Source organism: Cytobacillus sp. IB215665, assembly GCF_033963835.1.
Lineage (GTDB): Bacteria > Bacillota > Bacilli > Bacillales > SM2101 > Nanhaiella.
In genome coordinates, this window is record NZ_JAXBME010000001.1 from 83,013 (window position 1) to 106,619 (window position 23,607).

Consider the following 23,607-nt stretch of genomic DNA (forward strand, 5'->3'; position numbering starts at 1 on the left):
TAATTTAGCTTTTTGCCATAGACTGTTTTCGCATTAATTGTTGTTTTTCATACTACTATAGTTTGATGGCATTTGTATAAATAACAACAAAGTTTACGAAAAGAGCCTTTCCAAATAAATATTCCTTATTGAAATAGGTATACAGAGAGTGAAGATGACCAAAACGAGGTATTTGTGTAGTTGGGATAATGTGATAAGAGTCTTTTCTAACCTTGTGGTGGAGAAGACTCTTATTCGTTCCTTTAAAATGTGGTTAGTTTTTCTTCTTCTTTATAAAAGTTAGTATGAAAACTGAAATAATAATTAGTATGCCGAGTGCAACATAGTTAATGTTACTCAATGGGCTGTCAAGATTAACCTGCTCAAGATTATCTGCTGTTGAAGGCTGTTGTATACTATTTAAAGTCGCAATATCGTCTTGAGCAGATCCCATTGATTTTGTTGGACTGCAAATGGATGATACAAGTTTGTTGTCTGCATCCAAGTGTGCATACACTAAATAGTCTTGTTGTAATGAAAAGTTAATACCACAGCTTGCTGAGTCTATTGCTGTAAAAACCTTCACTTGTGATTGTTCAATGCCCTTCCAGCTACTAGTTACTTCGAACAATACCTCGACATCGGAAAAATGAGATTGGAGAAATGATTTACTTTTAGAAACATTGATGACTTTTCCTGAAAATATGGCGCCATACTGCTCGTAGGCTTCTTCAACTGGGGGTGATGGGACACAAGAGCAGGCATTAGCTTTTGTAGTTAACATGGGTATTAATAACATGAAAACCAGTAACGATGTGAGACATAATCTAACGTATTTCATCAGCTACCCTCCCCTCATACTTTAAGTTCTATTCACATATATTTGACGATTAAACGAATCAAATTGTTACAAAGGATGCTGTGTTTGGGTGCACCTTTCTTAATTACATATTGCAACAGAACATATTAGAGTTGAGATAAATGTCAATGATGCTATATGAATCCATTTTATGAGGATAAATATATCAAATTGAATAAAACTAATGCTAATAAACGAAATTCTGATAGAGTGATGGAGATTGGGGCTGAGTAGTTATGAAAAATGTTGAATGTGATTTTTCACCTATGAAACAACAGTTGAAGGCAGATATGAAGCAGGTAATAACTAACTTAGAGGAAAGTTTACAATCAATTGATGATGATAAAAAATGTTTGTTAGGAGAGTTAGAAGATATTAAAAAAAGTTTTGTACAGATTGAAATGAACGCAGCATCATTTTATTTAAATTGTTATTTATCCTCTTATACTGATAAATATGAAGATATTTCACTTAGTATTCAACATATGTCGGACCGTCGACATGGCGGCTTAATTGTTGTACAGCGACAAGATCCTCTTAGTTCGTATATTCAATCTAATATACCAATTGAGGCTCAACTGACCTCCTCATTATTAGAATCTATTTTCTTTCCGGGAAATCCACTTCATGACGGTGCTGTAATTATTCATGGAAATCAAATTGTTTCGGCAGCCAATGTTCTCCCACTTTCAAATCACTATATAGGCAAAAGCAAATTAGGGACACGCCATAGGGCAGCGCTGGGTTTAACGGAGAGGTGTGATGCGTTAGTATTAATTGTTTCTGAAGAATCAGGGAACATATCATTTACTATTGGAGGACATCTCTATCCTATCGCTAATGCGAAATCACTGTAGCAGGATGTTGCTTTCATTTGTTATTATTTTAATTAATTTGCACCTATCATCTCTTAAATAGTAGGGCTACGATGCTACGAATAACGATGAATTTGAAAAAAATAGCGAATAATATATGGCTCTTTTAGTAAACTTTGTTGCATTTTTTATTAAAAATGGACAATATGATGAGTTTTATTAGAGCTTAATAAGGAAAGATACCCAGATCACTATATGTATACGTGCTTATATTTTAGAAGGTATAACAACAATTAATGCGAAAACAGCCAATATAAAGACCCCAGCTCAAGAAGAAACTGGGGGTTTTAAAAATGCACCTTACATTTAGCCGTGCTCTTTTACACCTTCATTAGCAGTAATCGTTGTTTGTTCCCTGTCAAACTTAGGTAATGTAACCGCGTAATAAATTCCTACTAATAAGACACAAATACCTACGAGCCAGTATAAACCTTCAACGGTAATAATTGCTGGGAAAGTTACAGCAATAATACCCAAAGTAATCGATTGAGAAAACATCATTAATGGGTCAATCCAGCCCTGAACCCTTCCCATCATTTTTGGATCTACAATTTTAGGAAGCCAACCACCCATTGCTACATTAATCATTGGTATAGTTAAAGCTACAATGAACATAATTGAGAAAAACAATACAAGGTTTGTTGCGTATGCTGCTGTGACAATAAATAAACCACTAAATAACAATCCAAAGATCATCATCTGATATAGCTTGAATTTTTGCGCTACTATGGATGCGACGACACTTCCAATTAAAACCCCAACGCCAAATACAATTCCTGAGATTACAGCCATTTCTTCGTACGTGTCAGGTGCTAATTTATATTTAAGTATAAATACTTGCATAACGGAAAAGCCACCATTAATTATCCCAAAGATGAGAAAGCCGATTACTAAGGAAACTAGTAGTCGATTCCCAAAAATATAGCGTAAGCCTGAATTGAAATCTTTAACAATCATTTTAATTTGCAAGTCTTTAATCGTATGTTTTCCATTAGGTAAGCGTACTGATTCTGGAATATTACATGTGTGAAGAAGTATTGCACTTATGATGAATGATATACAGTCAACGATAATTGCCCCTTCAATTCCTACTGTCCAATAAGCTATAGCTCCAAGTCCATTTCCAAATAACATAAATAAGCTACCTAGCATTTGATTTAATCCAGCAGCCGTTGTATAATCATCCTCTTGTAAAATTCCTTGGATAATACCCGTTTCTGCAGGTATGAAGAATTTTGATACAGCACTTCTTAAAAATAGTATTGAAAAAATAAGTGGCATCCATCCAAGCCATATTGAAGCGAGAAAAAAAACTGATAATATAGCTCGAATCCAATCACTGTATATGGCTATTTTTTTCCGATCCATGCGATCAGCTAATACACCAACGAAAAAAAACACTACTAATGTCGGAAGAGAATACATCATTTCATTAATTGTGGCATAGGCAGGTTGACTCGAGAAACGATCTAATAAGTAAAATAGAAAAGCTGTCAAACCAATTACCGAACCCATTTGAGAAGTAAGGTGTGCAAAAAACACTTTCGTATAATTACGGTTTTTAAAAACGGCAAAAGTCTTTTTCATTTTTTTCTCCTTATCGTTTTTTCTTTAGGATCAGTATATTTGATAAAAGGACGTATTGTAACAGTCTGTTGATTGGTTGTAGCTCAGTCCCTAGACCGAGACGGTGAGTTTAGACAGAGAAACAAATAAAAGGCTCTTTAATAGTAGAAAAGATGCCAACAACGTTAAATGTATATGTGTTTATATTCTTATTGTGAATTCTATGTAAAAGGTAAAGTAGGAAAAGTGTTTTTCCTAAAATAAGGATATCATGTTGTAACTTGTACATGGAATTATAACATGAAGATTTGGAGATGACTGAGCTATAAATTGAAATATTTACTAACATATTAATAGATTTAATGAGGCGACTTATCTAGTAAATTTGGTTTATGATCAGAAAATGAGTTGGTGTGAAACTTTTATCTTCTTAGAAGTCTGTTAAAACGAAAGTGTTTCGCTAAACCAAGTATTACTAAACTAATCAAATGTTTTGAAAAACAGTAAGATAATACAAAAAAAATAGGTCTTTTTATCTGTATGTATGCTAGTCCAGTATTACATTTCTGTTACAATAAATACATGTATATTCCTATTGTAGTAGTAATTTTTCTCGTTTATTCTAAACATATCCCCATTACGAAACAGGGATAAATTTATTCGAAAAGGAGAAAAAGTATGAAAAAGTTGCTTACAATTGCTTCAGTAACACTCCTTACAGGTTCTTTATTTTCCCCATCTACGAAAGCGTTTTCAGGAGAGGTTGATGCTGGTGCGGGAAGCTATTCGACCGTCAAGCCTAGTAATGTATCTGATGTACAAGAAACGATTTATAAGACTTCAAACATAACTGGAGCGATGCCAACAAATGATTGGTGGAGCTCTACAGCATGGGTGCAATATTCTGACGCGCAATATCCTCATCCGTTAGCCATGATTAATGAATCAGCTGGACTTCGAATCTATAACCCTAGCAATAATATAGAAGGCTTAGGCGGATTTACGAAAGGTTGGATGAATGATATAGATGATTTTGTTCTTGGGCATTCTGGAACAAGCTCATTTGGAGATACGAAAGTTGATGGATTTAGTGATTGGTTTGTCACGAATGAATCCAAAAGTGGATCAAACGTTTTAAACGTTACGTATGGTCATGGATCACCGTTTGTTTATGCGACCTATGAAGGGGGCGACCCGAAAATTACACTCCCTTCTATTCCGCCAACCGTTTGGTATGGTGATGCAAATAGTAATGTGCTAGGTATTACAACTGAAAAAGGTAGTCATTATGCCCTGTTTGGTCCAACTGGTTCAACGTGGTCAGGTTTAGACACAAAGACGTTAACAAATCATCTAAACGGTAAGAATTACTTTTCTATAGCTGTTTTACCTGATAATTCTTTAGAAACATTAAAGAAATTTGAACAGTATGCATACTCTCATGTAGTAGATACAAAGGTTGACTGGTCTTATAATGAGTCAACAAGTGAGGTAGAAACAACGTACAACTTTGTAACAGAGGCAAAAGAAGGTTCTAATGAAGGGACGATATTCGCTTTATACCCACACCAGTGGAAAAATACAAATCAACCATTGTTAGACTATACATTTGATTCAGTTCGAGGGACGATGAAGGTTGCAGAAGGCAGTTCTTTCAAGACAACAATGGCTTTTAATGGCGTATTACCATCATTACCTGATTTAGGGACATATGATAAGGCAACATTAGCAAGTTATATAGATGAGGCACAAACTGAAGTTGACTCGTCAACTGATACGTATTGGTATGGTAAACGTTTAGGCGAACTTGCAACTCTTGCGCCAATTGCTGAGCAAGTTGGTGATACAGATGCAGCTAATCAATTCCGCCAAGAAATGAAAGCTGGCTTAGAGGATTGGTTAACAGCAAGTGATCAAAATGGCAATTTAAACAACGAGCGCCTATTTTATTACAATGATAATTGGGGTACGCTGTTAGGATATCCAGATAGTTTTGGGTCAGTTGAAGAAATGAATGATCACCATTTCCATTACGGATATTTTATTAAAGCTGCTGCAGAAATAGCACGTGTTGATAAAAACTGGGCTAGTAATAGCCAGTGGGGACAAATGGTAGAGCTGTTAATTAGAGATATTGCAAACGCAGATCGGAATGATGAAACGTTTCCATTTTTAAGAAATTTTGATATGTATGCGGGGCATACTTGGGCTTCTGGTCATGCTAAATTCTTTGATGGTAACAACAATGAATCATCATCAGAAGCGATGAATGCTTGGGCTGGTCTCATTCTTTGGGGAGAAGCTACAGACAATAAGGAATTACGTGATTTAGGTATTTACTTATTTACGACTGAAATGAATGCCATTAATGAATATTGGTTTGATGTTACAGGAGAAAATCATGACCCAGGATTTACTAGAGAAACAGCTAGTATGGTTTGGGGAGGAAAAACTGTTGGTGATGCAGTATGGTGGACGAATAATCCAGAGGAAGTTCACGGTATTAACTGGCTACCTATTACAGGGGCTTCATTATATTTGACACAATATCCAGAATATACGAAACGAAATTACGATGCACTAGTAGCTGAAAATGGCGGCGAAGATTGGAATGTTTGGGAAGATCTTATTTGGATGTATCGTGCCATTGAAAACCCTGATGATGCAATAAGACAGTTTAATGATAGAGCGGATATATTTGAACCAGAGGCTGGAAATTCCAAGGCAAATACGTATCATTGGATTCACAATTTAAATGCACTAGGAAATGCTGACCCTACCATTACAGCAGATTATCCAATCTATGCAGTCTTTACGAAAGGTAATGTAAAAACGTATGTCGTTTATAATATGACTGATTCAGTAAAAACAGTGACATTCTCAGATGGTGCGACAGTGACTGTGGAGCCACATCAATTCAATGTTGGCAACGGGACAGGAACTACAGATCCAGGTGGAGATCCAGGGGATAACCCAGGAGACGATCCAGTTATTAATGCTTTTGACAGAATCGAAGCAGAGCAATACACTTCAATGAGTGGAATTGAAACTGAGGAGACGACTGATGTAGGTGGCGGCTTAAACGTAGGTTGGATTGATAATGGAGATTATCTAGTATTTAATCGTGTTGATTTTGGGAATGGTGCAATTGGTGTTGAAGCAAGGGTAGCTACAGAATCAGCTGGAGGAACGATTGAATTAAGGCTTGATAGTGTAGAAGGAGAATTAATCGGTACAGTTGACATTACACCTACAGGTGGATGGCAAAACTGGGTAACAAACACTGGAGCTATTACTAATGCTACAGGTATACATGACCTATATGTAGTATTCAAAGGTGAAACAGATGCCGGAATGGGTAACTTAAATTGGTTGACATTCACTAATGATCCTGTTGATCCTACTGACCCTACTGATCCTGTTGATGATAGTAATGTCATTACTGCAGATGATTATACAATTGAAATGATTAATGATGGTACAAATGCTAAGTTTATTTTTACACCAAACTCAGGATCATCTGCATTTGTAGATTTCCATTACAAGGTTAATGATGAGGTACAACAAAATGTAAGAGCCGTGAAAAACGGAGAAAATTGGGAGTACACGGTTAGTGGATTACAAGCAGGAGACTCAATCAACTTCTTTTATACGTACGAAAAAAGCCAATTAGCGTATGATTCTCCATGGTATGAGTATACACATTAAAAAATAATATTTTCTTGAAGGGGGGATCAGTCAAATTTAGACTGATCCCCCTTTCTAAAAAGTTAACATACGCATCATTTTATTGATGAAATACTTACTTAATTAATCAAGCTGCTTCCATTTTTTCTTCAATATTGGTCTTGTATAGTTTTGCATCGTATCGATTAACGTTTCAGCATTCGCTGATTTAATCATTAAGTCTAAATGTGAGTCATTAGAAAACCCTTCTTGAACACTGTGCTTGACCATTTCGACTAATGGATCAAAATAGCCGTTTACATTATATAAACCTATAGGTTTTTCGTGTATTCCTATTTGTGCCCAGCATAGAACTTCAAATAATTCTTCAAAAGTACCGAGTCCACCTGGTAATGCGATATATCCGTCAGCTAGTTCTCCCATTTTTGCTTTTCGTTCATGCATGCTATCGACTTCAATGAACTCTGTTAATTGTTGATGCACCATCTCACCTCTGAATAAACCAGATGGCATAATTCCAACAACTTCTCCCCCATGAGATAATGCTGCATTTGCAACCTCACCCATTAAGCCGATTTTAGAGCCACCATATATAAGTCTGTAGCCGTTTTGGCCTATTATTTCACCTAAAGTTTGTGCCTTTTGTAAATATTCATCACTTCCACCAACATTCGAACCAGCAAATACACAAATCGATTTCATTTTTTCAACTCCAACTCCAAAATAGAAACTATTGTAATTCTACTATACTACATCTAAATAATATTTGTTTGGAATGAATAAGTATAAAATTCTAAACATACTATTGGAAATAAGATGAAAAATTCCTTTTATAGCCAGCATGTTGTCGTATGAAGGTATACAGCCAAAGAGTAGGACAAGCGTAGCGGTATGTGGTTAATAGAAAAATAACAATTGAGGAGGGGTACAATGAGAAAGCGTTTTGTTGTATTGATGTTGCTTTTAGTAGTGATATTTTCTACTGCTTGTGGAACGAACGAAACTACCAATAGCAGTGGTGTAGACCATGAATTTAACTTAGTCGAACAAGGAAAACTAACGTGGGCTAGTAGCGGCTTGTATAAACCTTTTAACTACTCAGAAAATGGAGAGTTAAAAGGATTTGATGTTGAGATTGGTTATGCGCTAGCAGAAAAGCTTGGACTTGAGCCAAATCCTGTTACAACACCATGGGAAACAATATTGCAAGGTTTAAAAGGAGAAAAATTTGACATTATTTTAGGAAGTATGGCTATTACAGATGATCGATTAGAACAAGTTAACTTTACAGACCCATATTATTATTCTGGTGGTACAGTTTTTGTGTCAGTAGACAATAATGAAATTAAAACAGCCGATGATTTAATAGGAAAGCGTATAGGGGTAGTGGCACAAAGCACATATGATGAGGCTGCTCAGCAGTATACTGATGATATAAAGTATTATAACAGTGACGTTACAGCGCTCAATGATTTAACAGTAAAAGGTCGTCTAGATGCGGTTATTACTGATTCAATCGTTGGCTTTGAAGCTCAAGCAGCAGGTTTAACTATTAAAGAGGCTGGAGACCGGTTGTGGGTGGAACGCATCGGTATTGCGGTTCGTAAAGATGACGAAGAATTGTTGGAAGCTTTAAATGAAGTGATAGAAGAAATTGTAGTGGACGGAACGTATGTAGACATTTCAAATGATTTTTTTGGTACGAATCTATTAGATGTCAATCTTGAAGGTGTTGAAATATATAAATAATAGTAGATTTATGATGTGGAAAGGGGCTGCGGAAAATGGATATTGTTGATATGTTTCTAAGAACATTTTCGGGATTTATTGAAGCTAGCTGGATGACTATACGTTTAACAGTCGTTGGTCTTACACTAGGCTCATTGCTAGGTATCGTTTTTGCTTTCTTTAAAATCTCTCAATCTAAGATATTGCAAACAATTGCTTCAATATATATTACGCTTATTCGTGGTACCCCTTTAATTGTGCAAATCTCTTTTTTATATTTTGGTATCTCTTCACTTATTGTTTTATCAGGATTTTGGGCAGGATCAATCGCACTAGCTATTCATAATGGTGCGTATATAGCTGAAATATTTCGGGGAGCCATTCAAAGCATTGATAGAGGGCAACGCGAAGCAAGTAGCTCTTTAGGTATGACAAGAACGCAAAGTATGTATCGAATTATCTTTCCTCAAGCATTTAAGCGATCAATACCACCACTTGGAAATCAATTTATTATTTGTCTAAAAGATTCCTCACTAGTATATGTCATTGGAGTTGCTGAGATCTATTCTTTAGCAAATATGGAGGCAGCACAATCATTCCAACAGTTTGAAGCATTCTTTGTTGCCGGGTTGTATTATCTAGTGTTAGTTATGATTTTTACTTATTTATTACATGTTGTCGAAAACAAAGTCGACGTTGAAAAAGTGAGGTGAATGATAAACAATGCTAATGGCCAAAAATGTGTATAAATCATTTGGTGATCTTCAAGTGTTGCAAGGTATTGATCTACACATTAAGCCTCAAGAGGTAGTAGTTTTGGTCGGAATTAGTGGTTCTGGAAAAAGTACATTACTTAGGTGCTTTAATTTCTTGGAGACAATTGATAGTGGAGAAATATTAATTGATGATAAGAAAATATTTCCCGAAAAAGACAATTTGTCGAAGGTGAGAGAGAAAGTAGGGATGGTTTTTCAGCATTTTAATTTATTTCCACATAAAACAGTTATCGAAAATATTATTGAAGCGCCTATAATTGTAAAAAAAGTTGATAAAAGCGAAGCTATACAAGAAGGTTTAGCGTTGTTAGAAAAAGTTGGACTACAGGACAAAGCCCATGCGTATCCTCATATGCTTTCAGGTGGTCAAAAGCAACGTGTCGCAATTGCAAGGTCACTTGCTATGAAACCAAAGGCAATGTTGTTTGATGAGCCCACTTCTGCACTCGATCCTGAGCTCGTGGGAGAAGTACTCCAAGTAATAAAAAACCTTGCCAAAGAAGGAATGACAATGGTGATTGTTACCCATGAAATGAATTTTGCACGAGATGTAGCAGACAGAATTGTTATGCTACACGAAGGCACAATAATTGAGAAAGCTAATCCAAAAGATTTCTTTGAAAATCCAACACATGAGCGCACGAAGCAATTTTTAAAGCTTGTAAATAGATAAACACCATACTACAAGGATTATTCCTTGTAGTATTTTAATTTGAAGGACTAATATTTGAACTTACTTAACATTTTCATGATATTGCATAACAACTGTGGTGGTAACTTTTTAACTTTGGGCCATGGAGCCTTACATAGAGCAACAAAAAGGGGGGAATATAAACGAATAAATGGTGTCTGGAGCTAGTTTTTTGGGCTTATTTCAATGCGAAAGTACCCTTAAGAAAAACATGAAAGAACTTACGCCATATAATCACTTGTATGAAAAAGACTATTTCTTACCAATATATATATTGTCAGGTATATGTCGATAAGAACGCCGTTGTCGGTCGCAACTATGTTGCAATTTTACTATCTATTGGAGTAATGAGAGGTTTTATTCAATCCACATTGCTGAATGTTGTAAAAAAGATGAAATGCATAATAAACTGAGTTTTTTTATTAGAAGGCTGTTTTCGCACGAATTGTTCCTTATCGTACTAAGATATAAGCACGTATACACCTAGTGTTCGTGGCGTCTTTTCTACTTTTTATTATCTTTTTATGATCAGGCCCTATCTTACTATCCATTTTTAATAACAAAGTTTACAAAAAGAGTCTTACGAAAAGAGCCTAGCAGAACAAGAATAACTAATGTGAAAACGACGAAAAAGAAAAATAATTTTTAGAATTTGTCCATGATATATAAACATATAATTTAATGTATGATAGAATATCATTTAAACAACCCTGTTTTATAACATTTTAAAATATTCATGTGTTTTTTTCACAAGGACAACTGTTTTTCTTTAGATGACAACTTACCACAAAAATGAAATGGAAACAAGATAACATATTGGAGGGATTGACCATGTCAAGTCATGTTTTAGCTTCTTTTTTACAAAATAACTTAGAGGATTTAAAAAACAACGGACTATATAATGTCATAGATCCAATAGAAAGCCCGAATGGGCCGATCATCAAAATTGCTGGAAGAGAATTGATTAACTTATCTTCTAATAATTATTTAGGCTTAGCGACTGATGAACGATTGAAGGAAGTTGCTATAAAAACGATTGAAGAGTATGGCGTAGGTGCAGGTGCGGTCAGAACGATAAATGGAACAATGGATTTGCATGTTAAGCTGGAAGAAGAATTAGCACAATTTAAACATACAGAAGCAGCAATTGCTTATCAATCCGGGTTTAATTGTAATATGGCAGCAATTTCAGCTGTAATGGATAAGAATGATGCGATTTTGTCTGATGAGCTAAATCATGCATCTATTATTGACGGATGCCGTCTTTCAAAAGCAAAAATTATTCGCTTTAATCATTCTGACATGGATGATTTGCGTCAAAAGGCAAAGGAAGCGAAAGAATCTGGACTTTATAACAAAATTATGGTCATTACAGATGGCGTATTTTCGATGGACGGAGATATTGCAAAATTACCTGAAATAGTTGAAATAGCTGAAGAATTTGATTTGATTACATATGTAGATGATGCCCATGGCTCTGGTGTTCTAGGGAAAGGTGCGGGAACAGTTAAGCATTTTGGTTTATCTGATAAAGTAGATTTTCAAATTGGCACGCTGTCAAAGGCCATTGGTGTTGTAGGTGGTTACGTAGCAGGGAAAAGAGATTTAATCGATTGGCTAAAAGTAAGAAGTAGACCATTTCTATTCTCAACTGCATTAACTCCAGCTGATGTAGCAGCATGTACGAAAGCCATTGATATATTAATGAGTAGTACGGAATTACAGGATAAACTATGGGAGAATGGAGATTATTTGAAAGAAGGTCTTAGCAACTTAGGGTTTGATATTGGTCATAGTGAAACACCAATAACCCCAGTAATCATCGGCGATGAAGTGAAAACTCAACTATTTAGTAAGAGATTAAATGAAGAAGGTGTATATGCTAAGTCAATTGTTTTTCCTACAGTACCAAAGGGAACGGGAAGGATTCGTAATATGCCTACAGCAGCACATTCTAAGGAAATGTTAGACCATGCGATTAGTATATTTGAAAAAGTAGGAAAAGAATTAGCTGTTCTCTAATAGTTCGGTACAAAAGGAGGAGAAGAACAAGGGAGAGTAAGCAATAGCATGATACCCTTGAGAAACTCCATATCAAAACGATTTGGGGGATGTAAGATGAAAAAAATCATGGTTACTGGTGCATTAGGTCAAATCGGTTCCGAGTTAGTCATGAAAATGCGCGATATTTATGGACCGAACAACGTCATTGCAACCGATATAAGAAATATTGATAGTGAAGTGGTACACTCAGGTCCATTTGAGATTCTTGATGTAACAGACGATAAGAAAATGTATGATTTAGCTAAAGGTTATGAAGTAGATACGATTATTCACTTGGCAGCTTTGCTGTCAGCTACTGCTGAATCAAAGCCATTACTTGCTTGGAATCTTAATATGGGAGGGCTTGTTAATGCTTTAGAAGTAGCTAGGGAACTAGAGTGTCAATTTTTCACTCCAAGCTCAATTGGTGCTTTCGGACCGAACACACCAAAAGAACAAACACCACAAGATACCATTCAAAGACCAACAACAATGTATGGTGTGAATAAAGTATCTGGTGAATTGTTATGTGATTATTATAATCATAAGTTTGCGGTTGATACGAGAGGCCTACGTTTTCCAGGGTTAGTTTCTTATATGACTCCACCTGGGGGAGGAACAACTGATTATGCAGTAGATATTTACTATCAAGCAATTGAAAAGAAGCAATATACTTCATTTATTAATAAAGGAACATATATGGATATGATGTATATGACAGATGCTGTTCATGCAATTATTGCATTAATGGAGGCCGATCCAACACGTCTTAAGCATCGAAATTCTTTTAATGTATCTGCAATGAGCATTGCACCTGAGGATCTAGAGATAGCTATTCAACAACATATTCCAGAATTCAAGCTATACTACGATGTTGATCCTGTCAGACAATCAATAGCAGATAGTTGGCCTAATGCCATAGATTGCTCGGCTGCTAAGGATGAGTGGGATTTCAGTGTGAATTATGACTTAGAAAAAATGACAGTAGATATGTTGGAAAAGCTAAAAAAAAAGCAAGTAGTTAACGTGTAAGGTTTATATTAAAAACAAAATTTAACAAAAGGGTTAGAAATGGACATCTTTACATAATGAGATGTCTATTTTTATTTGTTTTCTTTTTTGCCAATGCCTTTTTTAAAGATTTCGCTATGGTGCATTTGCTATGTCTTCACTTTGATAGGCTCTGTTAGTAAACTTATATGAACAGAATGGTGGGTATTACGAGAGCCTAATAGTTGTAAAAAAAAGGGAATATACCGACGTGCTTATATGTTAGAACGAAAAGCAACAATTAAGGCAAAACAGCCTGTTGAAAAGATCCTCAGCTGCCACGATAGTCTTGCTCAAAAAATTTTTTTAAATCTATTTATCAATCATTACTTCAATTTAAATTCTTCATCTACTAGAACGATAAAGAACTTTAATAGTCATTCATAGCTTTTTATCTGTATTTTTTCCCATCATTATACACAAAACCTTTCCATATACTGTTTTAGGACATAATGAGGCTGTGTCGATGGAACTATACTAGCATCAAAGCTTCTATCTATGTTTTTACATATGTAAATGAGATATATCGCATAAACTAATTAACAATTAAATATAATCTTATATATTAATTTAGTCACTATTATTTCCATACCATTTCTTAATGGATAATTTATTTTAAGGGGGAATCTACCAGCAAAATATTTAGCAAAATAAAAATGTCTAGTGTGATGCATTTTACTATAGTCCTCATTAAAGGCATTTCGTGTCTTCGAAATTAATCATATCTACGGTCACTTTTATAGGCCATTTTAAATCTACTAAACTACATTCGACTTGAACATTACTTACTTCAGAAATAATAGATAAAGTTAAATTCACTTTATCACTATTATCACTGTTAAAACAGTTTATCTATTAATTAAAACAGTCATGAATATACAATTAATTCTAATTATGTGGGCATAATTACCACTACAAGACATATATTGTATTAGTAGATTTGAATTATATAAATCTGGGGGGATTTGTGTGGAAGAGGTTGTCATGAAAGAGGAAGTAAATGAAATAATTGATAATATGCCTGTTGTTGATATTGCAGGAATAGGTTTTGGGCCATCAAACCTTGCTTTAGCTATAGCACTTGAGGAGTCTAATAGCAATTTTACTAGTGTATTTTTTGAAGGTAAAGATCATTTTGCATGGCACCCTAATATGTTAATAGAAGGAATGCAGCTACAAGTTTCTTTTTTAAAGGATCTAGTAACTTTAAGAAATCCACAAAGTTATTTTTCATTTTTAAACTATTTAAAAATACAAAATCGTTTAAATGATTTTATTAATTTACGAGATTTTTACCCAACAAGGTTAGAATATAATGATTATTTTCGTTGGGCAGCAGGTCATTTTGCTAATCAAGTACACTATGGAACAAAAGTCAGTAGAATTGAGCCGTATGGTGAAGAAAAAAATCATAGAATTAAATATATTAAAATGACTTCAGAAAACTTAAAGACTGGAGATGTTACAGAGTTTTTAGCGAAAAATATTATAGTTGCTACTGGTGGTAAACCAAACGTTCCAGAACATCTCGAGATAAACTCTCATAAAGTTATTCATTCAAACCAGTTTCTTTATAAACTAAAAGAAAACTATCCAGATACGAATAAGCCATATCGTTTTGTAGTAGTGGGATCTGGTCAAAGTGCAGCAGAAATCTTTTATTATTTAATGAATCATTATAAAAATGCCCATGTAACTGCTGCTTTTAAAAACTATGCATATAGGCAAACAGATGATAGCCCTTTTGTAAACGAGTTATACCATCATTCAATGGTAGATTTTCTTAACAATTTAACACCTGAGCAAAGATCATCTTTTTTAGAAGAACATCAAAATACGAATTATGCTGTAGTAGATGCGCAATTAATTAAGGATATTTATAAAATGATATATATTCAAAAATTATCTGGTTCAAACAGATGTGAAATAAAACCATTTATGGATTTGAAAAATATTGTTGAAAAGGGCGAGGATCTAGTTGGTGAGTTTTTAAATATGAAAAATGAACTTGAAGAGATACCAGCTGATGGCATATTTTTAGCAACTGGCTATCAAAGAAAAATTCCATCACTAATAGATGGTATCACTGAATATATGGAAAAAGACGAGAAAGGCCAAGTCAAGGTAGATAGAGATCATAAATTAGTTGTTAAAGACTCCTTGTCACCATCAATTTATGTGCAGGGTTTTAATGAACAAAATAATGGTTTAAGTGACACATTATTATCAATTTTACCTTTTAGAACTGGTGAAATATTAAAGAGTTTACAGCTTAATAGTTTTGTAGAATAACAATAATCCGATTATGAAGCAGGAAAACTAAAATAATTGGGAGGCAACAAATTTGAATATACAAAAGCTTAACGAAAATGAGTTTGCTCACGAGTATGGCATACTTTGTAAGAGAATCGCTGCTTGGGAGAATGTTCCTGATCCTCCTTTTGGTTCTGCATATTGTGTTATTAAACCAGGCCATTCTTCTGAACCACATAATCACCATGAAGGCGAATTATTTTATATATTAGATGGTTGCGGAGTTATTGAAGTTGATGATGAGATAGCAGAAGTTGAGAGTGGGGACGTCATTTATTTAAATGCTTTTAGTACGCACTCTTTAAGAAATAATACGAAACATAAAGATTTAACATTTTTGGCAGTATGGTGGGAAGATAGTAAACTACTAGAGGAAGCGTTCGATACAGGTCCTCATAATAATGCGCATAAGACGTTAATTACTGCCCCTCCACCAACACCTAATGGAGATTTACACCTTGGTCATTTATCTGGTCCGTATTTAGGCGCAGATATTTATAATCGATTTTTGAAGCTACAAGAACTTAAGAGCCATTATATAAGCGGGACAGATGACTTTCAAAGTTATGTTCCCCTTAAAGCAGACCAGCTCAAAAGATCCCCAAAAGATGTAGCTGATTCTTTTGGGAAGGTTATAGAAGATACTTTTTCTTTAGCATCGATAAAAATGGATTATTTTTACCGACCAAACCATTCTGTTGAATATAAAAATTTTATCCAACAATTTTTTATGAAACTATATAACCAAGGTAAGTTAATTGAAAAGAAAGTACCATCCTTATTTTGTGAATTTTGTAATTGTTATTTATATGGTGCTCATGTCAAGGGGAATTGTCCTCATTGTTTAGAAAGCAGTGATGGAAATGGGTGTGAAAAGTGTGGTCAACCGAATGATTGTACAGATATGGTTGATGTAAAGTGTAAGCAGTGTGATCATACTCCAACAATAAAAATGACAAAGCATTTATATTTTCCTCTTCAAAATTATAATAATCAGCTACGTGAGTACTATCAAAAAGTTACGATGGGTTCACATCTACGTTCGCTTTGTGAAAAGCTATTATTAGAGGGGTTACCAGACATTCGAATCACCCATATTTCAGATTGGGGAATACCAGTACCGTTGGATACGTATAATGATCAAATTTTGTACGTTTGGTTTGAAATGGCACCAGGTTATTTGGCTGCAACCGATCAATGCTTAAAGCAATATGAGACAAATGACGGTTGGAAAACGATATGGAAAAATGATCAATCGAAAAATATACAATTTTTTGGATTTGATAATGGTTTCTATTATGCAGTTCTTATTCCAGCGTTACATATGGCATTTGATTCTGACATGCATTTACCTGAAGTTTTTGTAACGAATGAATTTTTACAATTAGATAATTTAAAGTTTTCTACGAGTAGGGGTCACGCTATTTGGGGTCAGGAAATTTTTAGAGGAATTCCAACTGACCAAGTCCGCTTTTTTCTTTCTTACATTCGTCCAGAAAATAGACAAACAAATTTCTCTTTATCAGAATTTGAGCACACGAATGAACAAGTGTTAATGAATGAATGGCAAAATTGGTTGCAACACTTATTAGATAAAGTAAATTACCGATACGGAGGAATAACTCCACACGTAGGTAATTGGTCAGATAGGCATCTATCTTTTTATGAAATGATAAAAGCCACTGTCGCTGAAGTAACAAAGGCATATGAAGCAGAAAGCTTCTCACCACAGCAAGTTACTAGATTATTAAATGAGTTTGTTCGTAAATCCTCAGCTTTTGGTGAATCCGAGCAATATTTAGGTGATATTACCTCACTAATTGATGATTATCGAACAAGTATATCGCTAGAACTGACATCGGCAAAACATTTAGCAATATTAATTGCGCCAATTATGCCACAGTTTTCACAGTTACTGTGGAAATGCCTAGGAATAAACGAACCAATCAAATGGGAATATAATCCAACATTAATAGAAGGTAATTTACGAATCTCTAGTTCCCAGGAAACATTTTTTCTCCCTATTAAAGAATGCCTACGAGAATTAGGGGTGAAGTAATTTGATGGAAAGAGACGTAGTTATAATTGGTGGAGGAGTCATTGGTGCATCCATATTATATTATTTATCGAAAAATGGATATAATAATGCTGCATTAATAGAGAAAAATCATTTTGCTTGCGGTTCAACTGCAAAATCTGGTGGATTCATAAGAGTCTACCACTCTAATCCACTTTTAACGGAGATGTCGATGGAAAGCTTTTCATCTTTCAAAAACTTTGAAAAAGAAATAGGTAGGTCCTGTGGTTACGTAAAAACAGGATTGCTACATTTAATACCTGACAATCAAGTTACCTACATGTTAGATGAAGTAAAAAAGTTACAACAACAATATGAATATTCAATTGAAGCTTTAACAATAAATGAAGCCAAAAAGCTGTTCCCCTCTCTTGCGTTTGATGGAGTCGGGGCAGTTGCCTATGAACCAGAAGGTGGATTCGCAGATCCAGTTCTAACAACAAAAGCTTGGATTGATGCGGCTAGATCTTTCGGAGCAATAGCAATGGAAGGCACAGAAGTCACAGATATAGTACTTGATAATAAGAAAGTAGTAGGAGTCAACACGACAGCGGGTTTTATCCAAGCTAAGGCAGTTATTCTAGCTACTGGTGCTTGGAGTTCAAATTTTATACATCAGCTTCAACTAAACTATTCAATTCGGAGTAAAAGTATTCAAATCCAATTTGTTAAGAGACCTGAAGAAGCATTGATACCACCAGCTTTCATTGATAATACGACAGAGTTATTTAGTAGACCAGATACTCATGATCTTGTACTAGTTGGTTATCCAACAAATCAGTGGGATATAAACCCCGATGATGTACATGCAATGGATTATGATGAAACATTAAAGGTAAATCAGATCGCTAAGAAGCGTTTTCAATGGTTTGACAACAGCACATTTTCTGGTGGAAGGTTAAGTTTTGATGGTTATACAAATAATGAAGTAGGAATTTTGGAGGAAGTATCTGGGTTAAAAGGCTTGATAATATCAGCTGGATGGAGTGGGGGAGGGTATAAACTTTCCCCAGCAGTAGGACAAAGAACAGTTGAACTCATTAAAGAAATGGAACAATAAATATTTTATAGTTCTTAGAGAAGAAAAGGTGCCTCGAACATTAGATGTATACGTATTTGTATCTTTGAGTGAAAAGCAACAAATAAATATTATAAAATACTAACTACTTATAAAGAAGGAAGGTCAGTAGATGAAAACTGTAAAAAAAGCAATTATTCCTGCCGCAGGCTTAGGTACTAGGTTTCTACCAGCAACAAAAGCAATGCCTAAAGAAATGCTTCCAATTGTAGATAAGCCTACTATCCAATACATTGTGGAAGAGGCAGTTGCTTCAGGTATTGAGGATATTATGATTGTCACTGGAAAGGGTAAACGTGCAATTGAAGACCATTTTGATACAGCTTTTGAGTTAGAACAGAGCTTAATAGAGAAGGAAAAATATGACCTGCTTCATAAAGTTCAAGCAGCATCTAATATAGCTAATATTCATTACATTAGGCAAAAAGAACCAAAGGGTTTAGGACATGCCATTTGGAGTGCAAGGAAGTTTATTAATGATGAACCATTTGCTGTTTTGTTAGGTGATGACATTGTCGTATCAGATCCACCTTGCTTAAGGCAGTTAATTAATGAATATGAGGAAACAGAAGCACCAATTATAGGCGTACAACAAGTACAAGAGCATGAGACTGAAAAATATGGAATTATAAATCCTATAGAAAAAAATGGACGACGTTATCAAGTTAGTGAATTTATTGAAAAACCAAAGCAAGGTACAGCTCCGTCAAATTTAGCAATAATGGGTCGCTATATATTAACACCACAAATATTTCGATTTTTGGATAAGCAGGAAGTAGGGGCTGGGGGCGAAATACAGTTGACTGATGCCATTCAAAAGTTAAATGAAATACAACGTGTTTTTGCTTATGATTTTGACGGTGTGAGATATGATGTAGGTGAAAAATTAGGTTTTATTCAAACGACGTTAGAGTTTTCTATGAAAAATGAAGAGATAAAATCCGCCGTTATTCGTATAATGGAAGATTTACTTCAGAGGGAAAAAGTAAAACCTCAAGCCTAAAGAATACAAAGAATAAGTAATGTAGGTCAGTTATATAGCATAAATAATGTTGATGATTCGCTGGAATTATTGATTATTTAATATATTCAATGTGATTAAGAAGATGACCTCATATTACAAGCAGAAAGACAAAAGAGGCGGCAACCGACAAGGATATACGAATTCGAAAGTGCTATTTTGAATCAAATATCGGTTAATATGTGTGGTCGGGACTTCCACTTTGACCATAGAATTATATATACTTAAAGTAATGAAAACTAATTGAAGAAGGTGGAAGTAATGGAAAGGTTATATGAACTTCTAAAAAATCATTATGATGAGATGGTGGAAATCCGGAGACATTTACATCAGCACCCTGAGCTTTCTTTTAAAGAAGTAACAACGCCTGCATACATTGCCGATTATCATAAGCTCTTAGGCCATGAGGTTAGAACAGAAGTAGGAGGACGTGGAGTTGTTGCTACGTTACGAGGTGGTCAACCTGGCAAGACAGTAGCACTTCGAGCTGATTTTGATGCATTAGCAATCCATGAAGAAAATGATATCGAATATAAGTCAAAGGTTGATGGAGTAATGCATGCTTGCGGACATGATGGTCATACTGCGACATTGTTAGTATTAGCTAAGGTGTTTAATATGATGAAGGAAGAGTTGCAAGGAGGTATCGTCTTTATTCATCAACACGCAGAAGAGGTAGCTCCAGGTGGGGCGATTGACATGATTAATGATGGCTGCCTTGATGGTGTTGACGTAATTTTTGGAACACACTTATGGGCAACTGCACCTGTGGGACAGATTTCATGTAGGGAAGGTGCACTCATGGCTGCGGCCGATAGATTTGAAATTACTGTACAAGGTAAAGGAGGTCATGGGGCAGAGCCTCACCTTACAAAAGACTCAGTAGTTATAGGAGCACAACTTGTTACAAATCTACAGCAAATTGTTTCTAGAAGAGTAGACCCTTTACAATCAGCAGTAATTTCTGTAGGGTCTTTTGAGGCGAGTAATCCATTTAACGTCATTTCAGATTCTGCTGTTCTAATTGGTACAGCCCGATCATTTGATGAGACAGTGAGAGATCTAATTGAACAAGAGTTAGAGAGGGTCGTCAAAGGAACATGCCTTTCTTCTGGTGCGGATTATACCTTTAACTTTACAAGAGGTTACCCTCCTGTAATTAATCATCAAGCTGAAGCTCAGTATTTAATGGATATTGCGAAAAATATACCTGGTGTAGATGAAGTTATTACGTGTGAACCTTCTATGGGAGGAGAGGACTTCGCGTATTATCTTCAACATGTACAAGGCGCATTCTTTTTCACAGGAGCAAAGAGCCCTACATGGGAAAAAGCTTATCCTCATCACCACCCTAAGTTTAATATTGATGAAGAGGCTATGTTAATTGCTGCCAAAACACTAGGAGCAGTGACTGTATCTTACCTTGAGCAATATGCTACCATAAACGCATAAGGAAAGTTGTTTAATATTTTTTGAAATTATTAGATTCTAGTTTGATATAAAGAAAAATGGCTACAACATGTTTAAAATGTTGTGGCCATTTCTGCGTTCTATTTTTTATCCCCTCGAGTCGCATCACCATTGCATCAGAAGACAAAAAGCGTCTTCTAATTAAATGCTTCCAGTGCTTGTCGGGATTAAGCAGTCGGCTGCGCTTTTCTTAATAAGTTAGGGCTTTGGAGATGACCCAGCCTATTGCTAATGACATTAATAATAAGAATGTACCTACCGCACGGTTATCTTTATCAATTGCTTCTTTAATACTAAATCGAATCGTCACAACTTCAGCTAAAATGGAAGCAATGATTTGTGCAAGTATTCCGATTGAACCCCAAATGATCATGTCAATGATAGAGATCGAGTATTCCATTGCCGACCCAATGACGAAGGCGATACCAAGGAGCTTACCACCAATGACCATAGCTGCCGCTCTGTTCCCCTGTCCTATCATTTTGAATTTTTCATTCTTTGTCGTTAGTTCAAAAACAATAAGTCCAATAATTAACATCAATAGTGCAGTACCAGCATAAGCTAGAAAATTTAAGTATAAATTCATTTTAGTTCTCCTCTCAACATTTTCATCTTTTGATACCGATTGGCAAATAGTAAGATAGATTATCAGTTATTTTGTTTCCGACACGGTAGCCAATGGCACTTGCTCTCCCTTGGAGTAAAAAAGAACCTATAATAATATGGCCTTCTTTCATTCCGTTCACTGTCTGAAAGCTAGTCGTTGGTAACTCGACTAATTGCTGGTACACAGGCAAAGAGCTCGTATAGGACTTATTCTTATCCTCTAGTATTTTTTCTCCTTTTGATGAGAATATTTCAACAGTATCTCCTTCTCGTCCGAAAGAAGGTTTTTTGACATAGTTTAATCCATTTGCTATTAAAGGATCTGCCTCTAAATAAGTAGGGAGAAAATATTTTGATATTCGATCATGCTCGATTTTTGAAAAAAAGTCACTCATATCCTCATGTAGCCCCCAAATTGCTGCAAGAATCGCTTTGGACTGTAATAAAAATGCTGAGGGTGGATTGATAATTGCAAGCTTTTGATCACGAACAAGGTCAAGTAACATGACCCCAATGTTATTGTTAAACTCATCTTTATCACATACCAAATGCTCTAATGGATATGTTTGACGATATAATACATCGATTTTACGTCCATTTTCATCGTATAATCCTTCTGATTTTTTAATTTGTAGCTTATGAAGCGGCACGAATCTTGAAGGTATATTTGCTAAGTCTTGAAGGTAAAGTGAGGTGTTTAAATCTTCATCACTTTCTTCATGGGATGTAAATACGACATACGGGTTGCTTATCTCCTGTACATATTTAATACTAGAAAAAATCGCCTGTCGCACAGAATTTGCTAATTGTTCTTCTTCATGTTGATTAGGGTTTTGATACCCGAATGTATCACATACCTTACCGTTGATAGAGAATAGCTCTTTAATAAAGGTAGGTGTATCAGCATTAAATTCTAAAACCTTATAAGTGCTACCTACTTTTACTAGATCAAGTCGTGCAATGATCGTTTCTACGTCGATGGTTTGTAGACGAAGATAAGGAATTGACTGATTGGGGAACCCCAGTTGTTGCAGTGTTTCGTTATTAACGTGCCTTAATAGTCGAGCAATCTTAAAAAAGATGCTCCCAATGTGACTTGTAGCAAGGCGGATGTTTTCCACTTCATCCATAGTGAGAGGATGAATATCAAATAATGCGTATTCTTGACCGTACATGTCAGGCCAAAATTTAGGTATACGATCATAAAATTCTCTTCTGCGAATTTCCCATTCCTTCATCGTAGTAGTTATTACCCTCCGTATGATCCACTGCTACTCTTACCAAATCCAGATGAACTACTTGAACTAGATTGTGACTTTTGAGTGGAAGTTGTTGGTTGTTCAGAATTATTTGACACAGAATTATTTGAAGATTTAGATTGTGACTGGTTTGATTGAGAGGTGGAATTGTTAGTATTATTGTTTACAGCATTCGTTGAAGTTGAAACAAAACTTTTACTATACTTTCCACTTTTTATGTCAGCTTTTGTTTTGAATAGCTTATTTTGATAAAAGTAATGACCGCGATAATCTGAATCATCATCATCACATTCATACATTTCATCATCAACATCCCAGTCCCATTCATCACAGCCAACTACCGATGGCTCGATTGGAATGGTTCTTGTATCACCATCTCCACTATCAGTTGTTTCATAAGTATACTCATTCGCAGCACTTGAACAACCAGATAACCCAGTTGCAATCACAGCCGCTGATAAACCTTTAATTAATTTTGTAGTTTTGCTCATAGTACACCTGCTTTCAAAAAATCACATTCATATCGTAC

Annotated in this window: 18 protein-coding genes; 12 read left to right on the forward strand and 6 right to left on the reverse strand. The window is 35.2% G+C overall.

Features of this window, described 5'->3' with window-relative positions:
• Positions 1-253 precede the first annotated feature (253 nt).
• Entirely contained in the window at positions 254-820 is a 567-nt protein-coding gene (locus SLH52_RS00345; RefSeq protein ID WP_320207326.1) for a hypothetical protein, read from the reverse strand.
• A gap of 254 nt (positions 821-1,074) precedes the next feature.
• Between SLH52_RS00345 and cdaS the strand changes: the two genes are divergently transcribed.
• Positions 1,075-1,695: a sporulation-specific diadenylate cyclase CdaS gene (gene cdaS, locus SLH52_RS00350; protein ID WP_214482876.1), complete on the forward strand. Its 621-nt coding sequence runs from the start codon at positions 1,075-1,077 to the stop codon at positions 1,693-1,695.
• A gap of 324 nt (positions 1,696-2,019) precedes the next feature.
• Here the strand turns inward: cdaS and SLH52_RS00355 are convergent, their stop codons facing one another.
• On the reverse strand, positions 2,020-3,300 hold the full coding sequence (locus tag SLH52_RS00355) for an MFS transporter (protein ID WP_320207327.1): 1,281 nt from the start codon (positions 3,298-3,300) through the stop codon (positions 2,020-2,022).
• A gap of 657 nt (positions 3,301-3,957) precedes the next feature.
• Here SLH52_RS00355 and SLH52_RS00360 point away from each other — a divergent pair.
• The gene (locus tag SLH52_RS00360; protein ID WP_320207328.1) at positions 3,958-6,987 is read left to right on the forward strand and encodes a glycosyl hydrolase; all 3,030 of its coding nucleotides are present in this window, start codon (positions 3,958-3,960) and stop codon (positions 6,985-6,987) included.
• Between the two features lie 102 nt (positions 6,988-7,089).
• On the opposite strand, the gene SLH52_RS00365 is transcribed toward SLH52_RS00360, so the two are convergent.
• Positions 7,090-7,668 carry a TIGR00730 family Rossman fold protein gene (locus SLH52_RS00365; RefSeq protein ID WP_320207329.1) on the reverse strand — a complete coding sequence of 193 codons (579 nt, stop codon included), beginning with the start codon at positions 7,666-7,668 and terminating at the stop codon, positions 7,090-7,092.
• 228 nt (positions 7,669-7,896) lie between these two features.
• Between SLH52_RS00365 and SLH52_RS00370 the strand changes: the two genes are divergently transcribed.
• The 10 genes from SLH52_RS00370 (at position 7,897) to SLH52_RS00415 (ending at position 21,195) form a co-directional block, all read left to right on the forward strand.
• Complete coding sequence (locus SLH52_RS00370) at positions 7,897-8,715, forward strand: transporter substrate-binding domain-containing protein (RefSeq protein ID WP_320207330.1); 819 nt, start codon at positions 7,897-7,899, stop codon at positions 8,713-8,715.
• Positions 8,716-8,750: 35 nt separating this feature from the next.
• Positions 8,751-9,407: an amino acid ABC transporter permease gene (locus tag SLH52_RS00375; RefSeq protein WP_320207331.1), complete on the forward strand. Its 657-nt coding sequence runs from the start codon at positions 8,751-8,753 to the stop codon at positions 9,405-9,407.
• A 10-nt stretch (positions 9,408-9,417) separates the two neighbouring features.
• On the forward strand, positions 9,418-10,143 hold the full coding sequence (locus SLH52_RS00380) for an amino acid ABC transporter ATP-binding protein (protein ID WP_320207332.1): 726 nt from the start codon (positions 9,418-9,420) through the stop codon (positions 10,141-10,143).
• Between the two features lie 849 nt (positions 10,144-10,992).
• Positions 10,993-12,183 (forward strand): glycine C-acetyltransferase, encoded by a 1,191-nt coding sequence (locus SLH52_RS00385; protein ID WP_320207333.1) that lies wholly within the window; start codon positions 10,993-10,995, stop codon positions 12,181-12,183.
• A gap of 96 nt (positions 12,184-12,279) precedes the next feature.
• Positions 12,280-13,236: an L-threonine 3-dehydrogenase gene (locus tag SLH52_RS00390; RefSeq protein ID WP_320207334.1), complete on the forward strand. Its 957-nt coding sequence runs from the start codon at positions 12,280-12,282 to the stop codon at positions 13,234-13,236.
• 987 nt (positions 13,237-14,223) lie between these two features.
• Complete coding sequence (locus tag SLH52_RS00395; protein ID WP_320207335.1) at positions 14,224-15,546, forward strand: lysine N(6)-hydroxylase/L-ornithine N(5)-oxygenase family protein; 1,323 nt, start codon at positions 14,224-14,226, stop codon at positions 15,544-15,546.
• Between the two features lie 52 nt (positions 15,547-15,598).
• Positions 15,599-17,626: a class I tRNA ligase family protein gene (locus SLH52_RS00400; protein ID WP_320207336.1), complete on the forward strand. Its 2,028-nt coding sequence runs from the start codon at positions 15,599-15,601 to the stop codon at positions 17,624-17,626.
• A gap of 4 nt (positions 17,627-17,630) precedes the next feature.
• Positions 17,631-18,704 carry an FAD-binding oxidoreductase gene (locus SLH52_RS00405; RefSeq protein WP_320207640.1) on the forward strand — a complete coding sequence of 358 codons (1,074 nt, stop codon included), beginning with the start codon at positions 17,631-17,633 and terminating at the stop codon, positions 18,702-18,704.
• A gap of 130 nt (positions 18,705-18,834) precedes the next feature.
• Positions 18,835-19,725: a UTP--glucose-1-phosphate uridylyltransferase GalU gene (gene galU, locus SLH52_RS00410; RefSeq protein WP_320207337.1), complete on the forward strand. Its 891-nt coding sequence runs from the start codon at positions 18,835-18,837 to the stop codon at positions 19,723-19,725.
• Positions 19,726-20,004: 279 nt separating this feature from the next.
• Entirely contained in the window at positions 20,005-21,195 is a 1,191-nt protein-coding gene (locus tag SLH52_RS00415) for a M20 family metallopeptidase (protein WP_320207338.1), read from the forward strand.
• A gap of 208 nt (positions 21,196-21,403) precedes the next feature.
• Here SLH52_RS00415 and SLH52_RS00420 read toward each other — a convergent pair whose 3' ends face one another.
• Genes SLH52_RS00420 through SLH52_RS00430 form a run of 3 tightly spaced genes read right to left on the reverse strand, consistent with a single transcriptional unit; the run spans position 21,404 to position 23,569 of the window.
• Positions 21,404-21,799 carry a DUF350 domain-containing protein gene (locus SLH52_RS00420; protein ID WP_214482890.1) on the reverse strand — a complete coding sequence of 132 codons (396 nt, stop codon included), beginning with the start codon at positions 21,797-21,799 and terminating at the stop codon, positions 21,404-21,406.
• A 22-nt stretch (positions 21,800-21,821) separates the two neighbouring features.
• Positions 21,822-23,057: a glutathionylspermidine synthase family protein gene (locus SLH52_RS00425; protein WP_320207339.1), complete on the reverse strand. Its 1,236-nt coding sequence runs from the start codon at positions 23,055-23,057 to the stop codon at positions 21,822-21,824.
• A gap of 11 nt (positions 23,058-23,068) precedes the next feature.
• A complete protein-coding gene (locus SLH52_RS00430; protein WP_320207340.1) occupies positions 23,069-23,569 on the reverse strand; it encodes a hypothetical protein in 501 nt (166 codons plus the stop codon).
• Between the last annotated feature and the right edge of the window lie 38 nt (positions 23,570-23,607).

Coding starts and splice junctions, on each gene's coding strand:
- SLH52_RS00345 (WP_320207326.1), bottom strand. CDS start 820: ATGAAATACGTTAGATTATGTCTCACATCGTTACTGGTTTTCATGTTA.
- SLH52_RS00420 (WP_214482890.1), bottom strand. CDS start 21,799: ATGAATTTATACTTAAATTTTCTAGCTTATGCTGGTACTGCACTATTG.
- cdaS (WP_214482876.1), top strand. CDS start 1,075: ATGAAAAATGTTGAATGTGATTTTTCACCTATGAAACAACAGTTGAAG.
- galU (WP_320207337.1), top strand. CDS start 18,835: ATGAAAACTGTAAAAAAAGCAATTATTCCTGCCGCAGGCTTAGGTACT.
- SLH52_RS00430 (WP_320207340.1), bottom strand. CDS start 23,569: ATGAGCAAAACTACAAAATTAATTAAAGGTTTATCAGCGGCTGTGATT.
- SLH52_RS00415 (WP_320207338.1), top strand. CDS start 20,005: ATGGAAAGGTTATATGAACTTCTAAAAAATCATTATGATGAGATGGTG.
- SLH52_RS00360 (WP_320207328.1), top strand. CDS start 3,958: ATGAAAAAGTTGCTTACAATTGCTTCAGTAACACTCCTTACAGGTTCT.
- SLH52_RS00390 (WP_320207334.1), top strand. CDS start 12,280: ATGAAAAAAATCATGGTTACTGGTGCATTAGGTCAAATCGGTTCCGAG.
- SLH52_RS00380 (WP_320207332.1), top strand. CDS start 9,418: ATGCTAATGGCCAAAAATGTGTATAAATCATTTGGTGATCTTCAAGTG.
- SLH52_RS00370 (WP_320207330.1), top strand. CDS start 7,897: ATGAGAAAGCGTTTTGTTGTATTGATGTTGCTTTTAGTAGTGATATTT.
- SLH52_RS00405 (WP_320207640.1), top strand. CDS start 17,631: ATGGAAAGAGACGTAGTTATAATTGGTGGAGGAGTCATTGGTGCATCC.
- SLH52_RS00365 (WP_320207329.1), bottom strand. CDS start 7,668: ATGAAATCGATTTGTGTATTTGCTGGTTCGAATGTTGGTGGAAGTGAT.
- SLH52_RS00425 (WP_320207339.1), bottom strand. CDS start 23,057: ATGAAGGAATGGGAAATTCGCAGAAGAGAATTTTATGATCGTATACCT.
- SLH52_RS00385 (WP_320207333.1), top strand. CDS start 10,993: ATGTCAAGTCATGTTTTAGCTTCTTTTTTACAAAATAACTTAGAGGAT.
- SLH52_RS00375 (WP_320207331.1), top strand. CDS start 8,751: ATGGATATTGTTGATATGTTTCTAAGAACATTTTCGGGATTTATTGAA.
- SLH52_RS00355 (WP_320207327.1), bottom strand. CDS start 3,300: ATGAAAAAGACTTTTGCCGTTTTTAAAAACCGTAATTATACGAAAGTG.